This window comes from Bacteroidota bacterium (genome assembly GCA_020161395.1).
Classification (GTDB): Bacteria; Bacteroidota; Ignavibacteria; order Ignavibacteriales; family Ignavibacteriaceae; genus UTCHB3.
The window spans coordinates 454,262-468,622 of sequence record JAIUOE010000001.1 but is presented as its reverse complement, the minus strand read 5'-3'; the positions used below and the strand labels follow the sequence as shown (position 1 = coordinate 468,622).

10 protein-coding genes are annotated in these 14,361 nt (G+C 45.1%); 9 read left to right on the top strand and 1 reads right to left on the bottom strand.

Annotated features, from left to right (window positions below; all coding sequences use genetic code 11):
* Position 1: 1 nt before the first annotated feature.
* From LCH52_01875 to LCH52_01840, 8 genes are read left to right on the top strand one after another with little or no spacing between them, the layout of a single operon-like run.
* The gene (locus LCH52_01875; protein MCA0387223.1) at positions 2-2,131 is read left to right on the top strand and encodes a methyl-accepting chemotaxis protein; all 2,130 of its coding nucleotides are present in this window, start codon (positions 2-4) and stop codon (positions 2,129-2,131) included.
* Between the two features lie 3 nt (positions 2,132-2,134).
* Positions 2,135-2,593, top strand: a complete 459-nt coding sequence (locus LCH52_01870; GenBank protein ID MCA0387222.1) for a chemotaxis protein CheW — start codon at positions 2,135-2,137, stop codon at positions 2,591-2,593.
* Entirely contained in the window at positions 2,586-3,851 is a 1,266-nt protein-coding gene (locus LCH52_01865; GenBank protein ID MCA0387221.1) for a hypothetical protein, read from the top strand. The genes LCH52_01870 and LCH52_01865 overlap by 8 nt, the downstream gene beginning before the upstream one ends.
* Positions 3,848-4,519, top strand: a complete 672-nt coding sequence (locus LCH52_01860; protein MCA0387220.1) for a chemotaxis protein CheW — start codon at positions 3,848-3,850, stop codon at positions 4,517-4,519. The genes LCH52_01865 and LCH52_01860 overlap by 4 nt, the downstream gene beginning before the upstream one ends.
* A gap of 2 nt (positions 4,520-4,521) precedes the next feature.
* Positions 4,522-7,221 carry a response regulator gene (locus tag LCH52_01855; GenBank protein MCA0387219.1) on the top strand — a complete coding sequence of 900 codons (2,700 nt, stop codon included), beginning with the start codon at positions 4,522-4,524 and terminating at the stop codon, positions 7,219-7,221.
* Positions 7,218-8,234 (top strand): chemotaxis response regulator protein-glutamate methylesterase, encoded by a 1,017-nt coding sequence (locus LCH52_01850; GenBank protein MCA0387218.1) that lies wholly within the window; start codon positions 7,218-7,220, stop codon positions 8,232-8,234. Before LCH52_01855 ends, LCH52_01850 begins: the two co-directional genes overlap by 4 nt.
* The gene (locus tag LCH52_01845) at positions 8,234-9,415 is read left to right on the top strand and encodes a SpoIIE family protein phosphatase (protein ID MCA0387217.1); all 1,182 of its coding nucleotides are present in this window, start codon (positions 8,234-8,236) and stop codon (positions 9,413-9,415) included. Before LCH52_01850 ends, LCH52_01845 begins: the two co-directional genes overlap by 1 nt.
* 7 nt (positions 9,416-9,422) lie before the next feature.
* A complete protein-coding gene (locus LCH52_01840) occupies positions 9,423-11,438 on the top strand; it encodes an agmatine deiminase family protein (protein MCA0387216.1) in 2,016 nt (671 codons plus the stop codon).
* Between the two features lie 87 nt (positions 11,439-11,525).
* Here the strand turns inward: LCH52_01840 and LCH52_01835 are convergent, their stop codons facing one another.
* Positions 11,526-11,684, bottom strand: a complete 159-nt coding sequence (locus LCH52_01835) for a hypothetical protein (protein ID MCA0387215.1) — start codon at positions 11,682-11,684, stop codon at positions 11,526-11,528.
* Between the two features lie 378 nt (positions 11,685-12,062).
* Here LCH52_01835 and LCH52_01830 point away from each other — a divergent pair, with 378 nt between their 5' ends.
* Entirely contained in the window at positions 12,063-14,315 is a 2,253-nt protein-coding gene (locus LCH52_01830) for a tetratricopeptide repeat protein (protein ID MCA0387214.1), read from the top strand.
* Positions 14,316-14,361: the final 46 nt, after the last annotated feature.

Here is a 14,361-nt window from a genome sequence, read left to right as displayed (position 1 = left end):
TATGGAAAAGCTTCAATTAACTTTCAATATCCTTCTGCGTCGCCTGACGGTGTTGCAAAAACTCGTTTTTATCGGTTTGCTGCTTGGAGTTCCCTTGACCATACTTCTTGCAATAAATCTGAATTCCCTTTGGCAGGGTGTCGAGTTTGCAGAAAAGGAGAAAAGCGGCATCAGTTTTATCCGCCCCCTTAGCGCATTGAAGGTTCACATCCTCGAACACAAATCATTCACATTCGCCGGCACTTCCTCGAAAGCTGATTTTCAGTCGCATATCGCAGCTCTTAATTCCAGAATAAAGGATGAGTTTGACAAACTGATTTTAACGGCGGACAAAGAGGGTGCGAATATAGAACTTGACCAGGAAACGCTCTCAAAAAAACAGGACTACGACCTTTCACCGAGGGCACTGCAGGGAAAATGGGAGAAACTCCTCACCGTCAGCAAAACAGGACAGACTGCCCAGGTCCAGCAGGAATACGACAAACTGATAAACGACTTTTACAAACTGATGAAACTGGTCTCTATAAAGTCAAAGCTTATTCTTGACCCCGAAGGCGACTCATACTATCTGATGGATGTGGCGGTTTTAAGGATGCCGAAAGTGCAGGAGCTGCTCTCCAACTCGTTTTATCTTGCAGTCGAGGATGAGCAGGACACTGTTTACAGTTTCGACAGGCTTTCAGAGATTATCTATCTTAACAGAACCTTAAGGGCGGCTATATTTGATGATATTCCCGGTTCCGTAAACAGTGCAATCGAACAGGATCCGGAATTCCACGGGAAATCGGGATCCCTTTCCCAGGTTCTTCCCCCGATGGTCGAGAAATATAAAACAGGGATCGGCTCTCTGATAGAAATCTATGAAAACATCATCAGGAACAACAAGTTATACGGTGTCGAGGATCTTACCCTTCTTACCTCTGAACAACTGGATGAAAGCCTCCTTTTTTGGGCAGCCACCCTTGATGAACTTGAAAAGGTGATCGATACCCGTATTTATACTTTCTACTTAAGCATTCTTTTCAGGTTGTTTATAGCAGGAGCGTCGTTTGTTCTCGCTTTGATTTTCATTTACTTTACAGCTCGTGGAATAATCAAACCGGTGTACGGTGTTGCCGCGATTACCAAAAACCTTGCAGAGGGAGACATAAACTCTGCGAAGGAAGAAATTCACAAAATGGAAGTCACCTACCTGATCTCGGGTGAAGAAAAGTCGAAAGACAGGGATGAGATATGGAACCTCTTCCGTGCAGTCAGAAGCACCATCTTCGATCTTGAAATCCTGCTCGGTGAAGTCGGAAAAGCGGGCATCGCAGTTACTTCCTCAGTGACTCAGATAACCTCATCGATTCAGGCGCTTAACACAGCCATAAATGAACAGGCAGCTTCAACCGCTGAAGTGAATGCCACCGGGAAAGAGATACACAGCAGTTCCATCCACCTCTCCAAAACAGTTGAGGAAGTGGCGGATAAATCGGGAAAAACATTGATGCTCGCGGATACAGGTGTCGCCGGTTTAAATGAGATTACTGGTTCGATGGCATCCCTCGAAGAGGGGTCGAAAGATATCTCCGAAAAACTTGCCATGCTCTATCAGAAGACCGGCAACATTTCAAATGTTATCACAGCCATTACAAAAATTGCCACACAGACCAATCTTCTTTCTCTTAACGCATCGATTGAAGCCGAGAAAGCGGGAGAGTATGGAGCGGGATTCTCGATCGTCGCAGCCGAAATAAAACGGCTGGCAGAGGAAACCGCCATGGCAGCCCTGGAGATAGAGGAGATGATCCACGAAATGCAACAGGCGGTTAAGGAAGGTGTCGTGGGAGTTGAGGCTTACGCCGGTACCACAAGGGTAAGTGCGGGCAGAATTTCCGGAATTGCCGAAAGTATAAATGAGATTATTCAATATACCAGGGATGTGTTGCCGAGTTTCGAAGTGGTCAGTTCACAAATGCACATGCAGACAGATGGCGCTGCCCAGATCAGCGATGCAATGAGCGAGTTGAATGCGGTGGCGGTGCACACCCGGGAATCAATTTCGGAATTCAGTGAAATCACATCCAGACTCGACGGAGCTGTCAGGTCGCTGCGTGAGGTGGTTTCAAAATTCAAGTTCGGGAGTTGACAGGTGCTTTGCCTTACTTTCGAGATAAGTGAAAACAGGTATGCCGTTGATGCAAAGGAAGTGGTGGAGATTATTCCGCCCGTGAACCTTTTTCCCATGCCAAAGGCACCCGCATATTTTGCAGGAAGATTCAACTACCGCGGCAGCATCGTTCCGGTGATCGACCTGCGTGACCTTCTCATGGGTTTTTCAACAAAAAGGCTTCTCAGCACTCGAATAATAGTCGTAAATTATTTTGTGGAAAGCGAGTCTCATCTTCTTGGACTTCTGTGTGAAAAGGTAATGGACATTATCAGGATAAAGCCCGATGAACTTCAATCACCGGGTTACATCACAGAGGAGGCAAGCTACCTCGGCAAGCTGATCAATCTTAAAACCGGTATCGTCCAGCTCGTCTCCATTAACGACCTGCTCCCTGCTTATGTGAAAAAGAACCTGTTTACGGAGCTCACAAGTGATTAGTATTGACCAGGGTCTTCAGGAGATAACGCAACTGCTCGCCGACAAAATAGGGTTGGACTATTCAACAATAGGTATTAAAAGCATTGAACTTGCTGTAAAACGAAGAATGTCACAACTTGAATTGAGCGACACCACTGCTTTTGGCATCCTCCTCCGGAGCAGCAGCAGCGAGTTACAGGCTTTTGTTGAAATGATCGTGGTTCCTGAAACCTGGTTTTTCAGGGACATCGAGCCATTTGTGTTTCTTAAGGAAGAGGTTCAATCCAAATTTATGTCTGGTCAGGTCCGTCCCTTAAAAATTCTTTCAGTTCCTTCATCCACAGGTGAAGAACCCTATTCAATCGCCATGGCTCTGCTTGATATTGGGTTTCCTCCCGACTTGTTAATTATAGATGCGGTTGATATCAGCCTGAATGCAATCGAAAAAGCAAAAAAAGGAGTGTATGGCAAATCATCTTTCCGGGGTGAAGATGAGGCAATGATCGCAAAATATTTTGTGAGGTCAGACGATGCTTTTATTATTGCGGGGAGAATCAGGTCGATGGTCACATTTCATAATGAAAATCTTGTTTCCGGGTCATTCTTCAAAAACAGATCGGGTTATGATATAATCTTCTGCAGGAATCTGGTTATTTACCTCGACGGGAAAAGCAGGGAGACTTCTGTCGCGAACATAAGGAGACTTTTGAAGCCAGACGGCATCCTTTTTGCGGGACATACTGAAGTAATGTTCTTTTCCTCTTCAGGTTTCAGGGCAATCCCCCGGGCAAAATCGTTCGCCCTTTCTCCTTTTGAGGCTGGTCAGCAGAAGCCCAAATCAGAATTTCGGCAGACAAGGGAAGGTCTCCAGCCCAAAACAGCAAAACCGGTTTCTCCTTTCCTTCCACCAAGGCAGCAGAGGTCAACCCTTTTTACTTCAAGCCGTGTTGAAATCGTCGTCAAGGAGGAGCAATTCGATCTTGACTACATCAAGGAACTTGCCAACAGGGGGGAACTGACACCCGCCCGGAAAAAGTGCGAACAGCTTCTCTTTAATGATCCCACAAACAAAGATCTTATCTGTCTGATGGGAGAGATTGATCTTGCCACGGGACTGATGGATGAAGCCGAAAACAACTTTTTGAAAGTATTGTATCTCGAGCCAAATCATATTGAATCCCTCGTACATATTTCACTCCTTTACGAAAAAAAGGGGGACAGGGATAAGGCTTCAATCTATAAAGACAGAATAAAACGGCTTCAGGAGAGGTCGAGATGAAAATTAAAAAAGAGAACAGATGCTGGAAGGTAATCGGTGTTTTTGGAGACAAATCTTGTGAAAGTCTCACAGAATACCTTCACTGCAAACACTGTCCGGTTTATTCAAATTCCGCCAAGGAGTTCTTCGACCGTGAGATTCCACACGAGTTTCTTGACTCATGGACACTGGCGCTCTCAAAAAAGAAAGAGACCAAAGAGCGAGGCGACCTCCCCGTAACAATTTTCAGACTCGGAACGGAGTTTCTCGCCATTGACACAAACAGCTTTCTTGTAGCTGTGGAGTTGAAGCCTGTACATTTTGTCCCTTTCAGAACAAACCGTACTTTCAGAGGTCTGGTTAATATAGACGGTGAATTGTTGCTCTGTTTCAATCTTGATACTCTGCTCGGCATCTCCCGTTCCGGGGAAGAGGTTAAGACAGAAAAGGCAGTGTATAAAAGAATGATCGCAGTTAAAGGAGCGGGTGAGAGAGTTGTGTTCGAAGTGGATGAAGTGATTGGTGTATCGCGAATCATATCCGGAACCATTAAGCAACTTCCTTCAACGGCTCAGAAATCGAGCGAAATATTCTCGAAAGGGATATTCGAACTCGATGAGATTACTGCAGCCCTGCTCGATGAGCATAAGATTTGTGAATCGTTCAGATCATCAATTAAATTTCAATAAGCATGCAAAACAGTGCCCTTTTAGAGATATTTCGCAGCGTAATCACGGACAACCTTCCGAAGTTTGAGTCTGCTGTTTCCTCCGGTACAGGAGATGATCTGAAGGTGATAGCTTCCACCGTTCAGGCAATCCGGTCGGCTGCGAAAGTTGTTGGTATCGATCCGGTCGCAGAATTATGCAAGTCGATGGAATCGTTTCTTAACCAGTTAATTGAGTCAGGCGGAAATCTTTCAGAGCTCCACGAGAATTTCTTCGTAACTGCAGGTGAAATATTCAGAGAGTTCGGGAACAAAGAACCCGCAGATATTGCCGGATTTCTTTCAGAGAAGAGAAGTGTAATTCAGGATCTTGCCGGTTATTTCAGCAAACCCCTGGCACCGGTTCAACAGGAACCCCCGAAAAAAGAGAAAAAAGAAGTAAAACCCAATTATGATCCTGTACTCGTCGATCTCTTTAAGATAGAACTTGAATCGCACACCAAAGTGTTGGAAAAGGGACTCGTGGATGCCGAGGGTGAAACTTCAAATGAGAAACTCGAACCCCTTATGCGTTCCGCCCACTCGATCAAGGGAGCTGCCAGAATTGTCGGCGTCCATCAGGCGGTGGGACTTGCCCATGCAATGGAAGACCTGCTCAGTCACTCCCTCAAAGGGGAAATCAGACTCACGGGAAGCCATATTGATCTGCTCCTTAAGGGAAACGATTTATTTAAAATGATCGCAGCACTCCCCGTTGATGAGATTTTTTCGGAGATTGACAATAATATCGATCAAATCAACTCCCTCTCCTCTGCCCTAACTGCAGCGTCAAAAGGGGAAACAGCACCATCGCAACCTGCGCAGAAACCAAAAACAACAACTGAAAGCGGGGATAAGCAATCTGATTCTCCATCGCCGGTTCAAACTCAGGCTGCTCCACCTCCATTTCCATCTCCTCAGCCACAGCGTCAGGAGAAAAAGGAGGACGCCCTCTTTGTAAGGGTTCTTGCAGAAAACCTCAACAGACTTTTGGGTCTCGCCGGTGAAATAAAGATTCAGGCAAAGTTTACCAAACCTTTTCAGGGGTATCTGCTTGCAACAAAGCAGACTCTGAGGGAAGCGGTGAGGAGTCAGGAAGGACTTAATGCAGCCATGGAAAACCTTGGGGTGTTCCCGGAGGTAGCGGCAGAACTCGACAGTACGCAGGAGGTGCTCGAAAGACTCGAGTGGAACATCAATACCATGATCGACAAGTTTGATGTCTTCTCAAGAAACATCGAAAGGCTTTCCGAGTCACTCGGAAATCAGGTGATTGAATCGAAAATGAGACCAATTGCCGACGGCTTGCACGGAATTCCACGAATGGTAAGGGACCTTGCAAAAGATTCGGGTAAAAAAATCCGGCTGGAAATAGTTGGAGAGGATACGATGATCGACAGGGACATTCTGGATAAGATTGAGGCTCCTCTGTCACATCTGATTGCAAATGCCGCCGACCACGGAATCGAATCACCCGAGGAGAGGATCGAAGCCGGAAAGAAAGAGACGGGCAAAATCCTCCTCGAAGCAGGTCACAGAGCAGGATTCCTCACAATCTCCGTATCGGATGACGGCAAGGGAATAGATGATGAATCGTTGAGGAAAAAAATTGTCGAGAAGGGGTATGTTACCGCTGAAATGGCAGGAAGCCTCAGTAAATCCGAGATCCTCGACTTCCTGTTTCTCCCAGGGTTCTCCACAAAAGCCGGAGTGACCAAGGTTTCGGGAAGGGGTGTCGGTCTCGACATCGTAATGAACCTTATCCATCAGGTAGGTGGAAAAACCAAGATCGAATCGGAACCCGGAAAAGGGAGTGTCTTTACACTTCAACTGCCCGTTACCCTCTCTGTTATCAGAGCCCTGCTGTTTAAGGTTAACTCGGAACTTTACGCCATCCCTCTCGCGAGGGTTGAAACACTCCTCAGCATCAGGGAAGAGGAAATACTGACGGTGGAAGACAGACAGTTTATTAAATGGAATAATGAGAACCTCGGTATAGTAAATTGTGCAAGATTGATGAATCTCCCCGGCGAAAGTGAAAAGGGGACTTTTATCAATCTCGCTGTTATTGGTGACAGAACGGCAAAGTATGCTGTTGCTGTCGATGCCTTCCTCGGAGAGAGAGACCTCGTTGTCTCTGCCATGGATGGAAAACTTGGCAAAATACCAAATATTTCTGCTGCTGCAATTCTCGAGGAGGGATCTGTTGCCCTGATAATAGATCCCGACGATCTTGTTCGTTCCATCGAGAAATATATTCACGGTTCGAAGCTCGACAAAGTAACCTCAAGTTTTATGGTATCAGGTAAAACCAGAAAAATACTGGTGGTGGATGATTCTCTCACGGTCAGGGAAGTGGAACGAAAACTTCTCGAAAACAACGGTTACAGTGTTACAACGGCTGTTGACGGAGTCGACGGCTTTAATTCGCTGCAAAGAGAAGACTTCGACCTCGTGATCACCGATGTCGATATGCCAAGAATGAATGGAATTCAACTCGTTGAAAAAATAAAATCTGATCCTAAATTTAAAACCATACCTGTCATGATTGTGTCATATAAAGACAGGGAAGAAGACCGTCTCCGGGGTTTGAATGCCGGAGCAAACTATTATCTTACCAAAAGTTCGTTTCATGACGAATCACTTGTTAATGCGGTGATCGATCTGATCGGAGAGGCAAAATGAGAATAGGAATTGTTAATGATCTTTCCCTCGCTGTCGAAGCGCTCAGGAGGGTGGTTTCAGCCATCGATGGCCTCGAAATTGCCTGGGTTGCTTATAACGGCAAACAGGCGGTTGAGTTCGCAATAAAAGACAGACCTGATCTGATTCTGATGGATCTGATTATGCCCGAGATGGATGGTGTTCAGGCTACCGCGGAAATTATGAAAAAATCACCGTGCGCAATCCTTGTGGTTACAGCATCGGTTGGCGCAAACTCATCGAAGGTTTTTGAAGCAATGGGGCACGGTGCCCTCGATGCTGTTGCCACACCTGTTTTCGATTTTTCGGGAAACGCCACTGGTGCCCAGGAACTGATCAACAAAATAAACTCTTTGAAAAGACTGATCCAGGGGAAAAGTTACTTTAAGCCTGTTATTCCGCCAAAACCGGCAAAGATGGACTTTCCTCTTGTCGCCATTGGTTCCTCCACAGGGGGTCCCAAAGCACTTGCCACCATTTTCTCTGCACTTCCCGAAAAATTCTCCGCTGCCATCGTTGTTATTCAGCATGTGGACCAGCGGTTTGCGGAGGAACTTGCGAGCTGGCTGGACAAGCAGACTCAGTTGAGTGTAAACATTGCCGTTCATGGAGAGGCACCCGAACCGGGGAAGGTGTTGCTCGCCGGAACGAATGACCATCTGATTCTGGACAATCACGGCAAGTTTGCGTATGTTACGGAACCAAAAGATTATCCGTACCGCCCCTCGGTGGATGCTTTTTACCATTCACTGTGCGATAACTGGGGAGCAAAAGACACCGCTGTTCTTCTGACCGGAATGGGGAAGGATGGTGCCGAAGGTTTGCTCAAGTTAAAGGAAAGTGGATGGCTGACCATCGCTCAGGATGAGGCGTCCTCAATAGTTTACGGAATGCCCAAAGCTGCGGCAGACATTAACGCAGCAAAAAAAATACTTGATCCCGCTAAAATAGCTTTCGAACTGTCACTTCTTTATGGAAGAAAGGAATTTAAATAATGATACAGCAGAACAAGGAACTTAAAAAATATAAAATAAAAGTCCTTCTGATTGATGATCAACAAATAGTCGGTAGTGCAGTCTCAATGATGCTTTCCACCGAAAAGGATATTGAGTTCCACTTCTGTCAGGAGCCTGCCCTTGCACTCTCCAAAGCGGAAGAGATAGAACCAACGGTTATTTTACAGGACCTTGTGATGCCTGATATTGACGGCCTCACACTTGTAAAATTCTTCAGGGGGCATCCGAGGCTGAAGGATGTTCCCCTGATTGTTCTCTCTTCAAAAGAGGAGGCTGTAACAAAAGCCGATGCATTCGAAGTGGGGGCAAATGACTATCTCGTGAAGCTTCCCGACAAGATCGAGCTTATCGCAAGAATCAGGTATCACTCCAAAGGTTATATCGCCCTGATGGAGAGAAATGAAATGTATCAGGCTCTCCTTGAAAGCAAAGAGGCGCTTGCAAACGAACTTAACCGTGCGGCGGAATATGTGATTTCACTCCTGCCCGACCCTTTGAAAAAGGGGATCGTCCTCTCGGAGTGGAGATTTGTCCCTTCGGCTGATCTCGGAGGTGACTCTTTTGGGTATCACTGGATTGATGATGATCATTTTGCCGTATATCTTCTGGATGTCTGCGACCATGGTGTGGGACCCGCACTTCTCTCCGTTTCCGCGCTGAATGTTTTAAGAAGCCAGACTCTTCCCAATACCGATTTTAGAGACCCCGTTTCTGTTCTCAACACACTCAACGAAACATTTGTGATGGAAAAACAGAATAATCTCTATTTTACCATCTGGTACGGTGTGTTCAACAGGACAACCCGTGAACTCGTTTATGGAAGTGCGGGACATCCCCCTGCCCTCCTGTTTGTTCCCGATGGTGAGGTGAAAGAACTTATAACCAAGAATCTGATTGTGGGGCATCTCCCTAATTTCCCCTACAAATCTGCCCGGGTGAATGTTCCCGAAGGTGCTAAATTCTATGTCTTTTCTGATGGTGTATATGAAGTGGAAGTGACGCCGGGAAAAATGTGGACGCTCGAGGAGATGAGGGATCTGATCGGAAAGGAACAGTCAGTCGACAATTCCGAACTCGATAAGCTCTACACACATATTAAAATGCTAAATCGCGACAGTAATCTGCCCGATGATTTCTCAATACTAAAACTTTCTTTCTGATAGAAATATGAATTTAAAACAGATTCTGCTCCTCTCCTTTTTTCTCCTTCAAGTTCAGGTTGTTTCGCAGGACCTGCCAAAAGGGATGACTCCTGCCGAACAGGAGATGATGAAAAATTATCGCTTTCCTTCATCAACCGAGGCTTTTACTACACCCCCGCCATTCCCCGTAAGGACGATGGCAGAGTGGGAAACCTTGAGTTCGATTTTGATCACCTGGACAAGTTATCAGTCGATTCTCCGTCAGATAGTTGATTACGCCCAGGAGGAGTGCCTCGTTGTTATTGTCTGCAGCGATTCAAACTCGGTGAAGACTTATCTTACTTCGGGCGGAGTTCCAATCAGGAATCTTAAGTTTATTCAGGCAGCTTTCAACTCAATATGGATCAGGGATTATGGTCCATGGGCGGTCTATGGCGGTGGTGTCGATTCACTGGTGCTGGTTGACTGGGTCTATAACCGCCCGAGACCGAGTGATGATGTCATTTCTCAGGTCTTTTCGACATGGTCGGGTTTGCCTTTGTATCAGACAATAAATGAACCGTATCGTTTGGTCGCAACAGGCGGTAACTTTATGACGGACGGGTTGGGGACGGCTTTTTCATCAAAACTTATTGTAAATGAAAACACAAACAAAACCGATGCACAAATCAATGCGATCATGGCTGACTACATGGGAATCAACCGGTATGTAAAGATGGATGTCCTCCCTTATGACGGTATTCATCATATAGACATGCACATGAAACTGCTCGACGAAGAGACACTTCTTGTAGGGCAGTACCCTCAGGGTATTTCCGATGGTCCACAGATCGAGTTGAATCTCCAGTATATTCTCAATAATTTCCTCACACCTTTCGGAAGACCTTATAAGGTTGTCAGAATTCCCATGCCACCGGACGGCAGTAACCAGTATCCCAGCCAGGGTGGCGACTACAGAACTTTCACAAACTCCGTTTTTGTGAATAAAACTGTAATTGTCCCAACTTATGACCTGCGTTACGACTCCACAGCCTTGAGGATATACAGAGAGGCGCTCCCCGGTTATAATGTGGTGGGGATTAACTGCAATTCCATCATCCCTGCGAGTGGTGCCATTCATTGCATTACAAAGGAAATCGGAGTTGTTGATCAGATCCACATCGTTCACGACAGACTTCCGTTCAGAAAAGCTGAACCGGGAAGCGGTTATCAGATAAAAGCGTACATGAAAAGCAAGTTGCCCCTTGTCTCCAAAAAGCTTTATTACACCCTAGACACAACCGCGGCCTGGAGCCAGGTACCGATGCAGACCGTATCAGGTGACACAGTTGCGGGTTATATTCCGGAAGTTCCGACAGGAACAAAAATTTATTACTACATCGAGGCTGTCACTGCAAACAGGACTAGTACAAAACCCGTTACCGCTCCTGCAAACAACTTCAATTTTACCGCTGACGGCTCACTCCCTGTGGAACTCGTTTCGTTCGATCTCTTCACACAAAACGGTGTCGTAGTCCTTAAATGGGCAACAGCTTCGGAACTGAATAACAGAGAGTTTGTTGTTGAGAGAACCGTAAAGGGAGGAAGCGACTGGATAACAGCGGGAAGTGTTCCCGGAAAAGGGACCACCACTTCAACAACAGAATATTCCTTCACGGACAGAAACCCCGGTACAGGGGTCTTCAGTTACCGTCTTCGACAAATTGATCACGACGGTTCATTTAAGATTTACAACGGAGGCGATGTATCAGTCGAGCTGTTTGATTTCACACTTTATCAGAACTACCCCAATCCGTTTAATCCATCGACTGTTATATTCTACAGCATGAAAGAGGACGGAATAGCGAATCTCGCTGTTTATAACGCTCTCGGTGAGAAAGTGGTGCAACTTCACGATGGTCCGGCGGGAAAAGGGATTCACAAGGTGGAGTTCAACGCATTAAACATGCCGGCAGGGGTTTACTTCTACAGATTGAATGTCATGGAAACAGGAGGCGGAACGGGCTTCACCTCTGTTAAGAAAATGATTCTCTCAAAATAGACACGCTTTAAAATAGTTGAAGCAGGACGGAGACCACCGCCCTGCTTCTGTGCGATTAATTAATCAGGCAGGTTTATTTTCTAAAACTTATTGTTTCTTCTTCTCTTCAGGCTTTCCATCAGCCATCGTGAGACCCAAGCCTCCGTGATCCATGACTATGTCATGCGCTGTAACCTGTTTACGGCTTCTGCGTCCGTCTAAAACAATCAATACAGCAAATGTCAATAATACTAATATAACTACCATTTTGAGTCTCCTTCCCGAGCACTTGTTTTACATTCCTGCTTATATATATGCAAATAGCGTGCCAAAAAAATTCACAAGACTCTAACTCATTTAATAACAACAGGTTACCGGATTTTTAGCCAAATGAGTGTTTTGGAAAAATGTGGAAATATTCAACACACAAAATGAGGAAACCAGTTAACTGCTTATAAAACAAGGGATTAACCCTGTTTAAGAATTCAACAGGTAAAATACAGATTCAACACTCTGCAAAAGGCTTAAATATTGCCTTCTTTTACCGGGTTTTTGGTATCCGTTCATTGCTAAAATTTTAGTAAATTTCAGGTCGCCGAAAAGATTTTTAGTTTATTTCCGGTTACTCAATTCAGCAGGAATCTTGTGCACAGACTATTTCCGGTATTTTTACCGGCTCTCACCATATTTCTTGTTCTGCTTTTCACAACCGGTTGTGACACGGGTGAGGTACATTCCATTTCATCTGAATTCAGGTCGCTAAAGGAGGAAATTAGAAAAACTCCGGGTGACGACCCCGTCTATCCAAAACTTCTCGATTCTCTGATAAATATGTCGAACAGAGGCGACCGCCCCGAAGAGCAGGTTGAGGCTCTGTCATTTGCGGGAGAATATCACTATGTCACGGGTGATTATAAATCTGCACTCAATTCCTATAAAAAACTGGTGGCAATTGCGGAGGAACACGGCTTGAGTCTTCAACTGGGAAAGGGACTTGATAATCAGGGGAAGACCTTTTTCAGACTTAAGGACCGCAACAATGCCATAGCATCATTTAAAAAGGCTGCCGCTGTATGCGAAGTTTCAGGAGATTCAACAGGTGTCGGGTCGGCTCTGAATAATGTGGGATTCATGTACTGGCAGGAATCGAACTTCGACAGTGCCATTATCTTCTTCAATAAGGCTCTCGATGTAAGAAGCAAACTTTCCAACAACGACCACCATGCCTCGACCCTGAACAATCTGGGGACAATTTACTTCAACTGGGCAATCTACGATAAAGCTCTTGAATACTATATGAAATCTCTTGCTTTGCAAAAAGAGATAGACAATAATTACGGAATCACAATCAGTCTGTCAAATATTGGACAGGTATATGACCAGACATCCCAGCACGAGGAAGCTATTCAGTATTACAGGGAAAGTCTGCCCTACGCTATCGAATCAAAGGATACACAGGTCGTCGGTTATGCATACCAGGGACTTGGATACGCATTCGAACCAATCAATATCGACTCTTCAATCTACTATTTGAAACTCTCTCTCGAGACCTATAAAAAAGCAAAATATGTACCGGGGGAGATTCTCTCACTAAAGGGGATAGGTAATTTTTATCTCAAGCAGAAAAATTATGAAGTAGCCGAGGGGCATTTTACACAGATGTATCAGCTTGCTCAAAAAGAAAAAATAATGCTCAGAGAGGCAGAGGCGCTTAAAGGTCTTGGAGAGGTGAGGCTTGCGCAAAATGATATCGTTGCTGCGGAACAATATCTTTCATCGGGTATTAAGGATGCCGAGTCCATCAACAATAAAGTGCTGCTAAGGGATATTTTCAAACTCCTTAGCGAAATCTATGAACGCTCGGGGCAGACAGACTCTGCTTATTTATACATTAAAAAGCATATTCTTTTTGCTCAACAAATCCAGGACGAGGAAATGAGCAGAAAACTCTTCGGCTTGAAGAATAAATTCCAGTTCCAGAAATACGAGACAGACCTGCAGAGGAAAACTTTTGAGAATGAAACTCAAAGGTTGATAATCTCGAGTGTTGGTGTCCTGCTCCTCCTTCTTGTTGCAGTAGCATGGTTGCTCTACAGGATGAATAAAAAGAAGGAACAAACCAATATTGAACTGCAAAAAAACAAGGAGATGATAGAGCGGCAATCGAATGAACTTTCAGCAAAGAACAGGGAATTGGTCGAATTAAATGAGGCGAGGGACAAACTCTCTTCAATCATCGCACATGATCTTAGAAGTCCGTTTCAGAGTTTCCTCGGGTTGAGTGAGGTATTGAAGGAAGATTACTACGATCTGTCCGACAAACAGAAAATCCAATATATAACCATTCTGCACGATACCGCACAAAAATCATTCGATCTTCTCGAGAATCTTCTCTACCTCTCGGCTTCAAGAATCGGAAAGCTCGATTTTAATCCATCGGAAGTGTCAGTGTGGGAAGTGGCTGCCAGGATAGTAAAACTTTTCGATGTTCAGGCATCTGAAAAGAAAGTCAGATTGACAAACAACATACCGGAATCTGCTGTAGCTTTTGCTGACCGTGCCATGCTCGAGATTGTCATGCGGAATCTTGTAAACAATGCCCTGAAATATACCGACGAGAATGGCAGAATCGAGTTGAATTCAAGACTTGAGGGGAACAGAATTTTTATTGAAGTGAAAGATAACGGTATCGGAATGGATGAGGAAACCAGAGCCAACATTTTTAATGCCAATGTTATCAAATCCCAAAAAGGTACCAGAGGCGAAAAGGGTACCGGCCTTGGTCTTGGTCTGTGTAAGGAATTTGCTGAAAAAAACAGCGGTACAATCCATGTCGAGAGTGAATCCGGTATCGGTTCCCGGTTTATTTTACAGCTTCCCGTAAAATCAGATGTCTAAAAGGAACTTTTTAATCCTGAAATTTGTCTAATTTTCAGATTGTAAT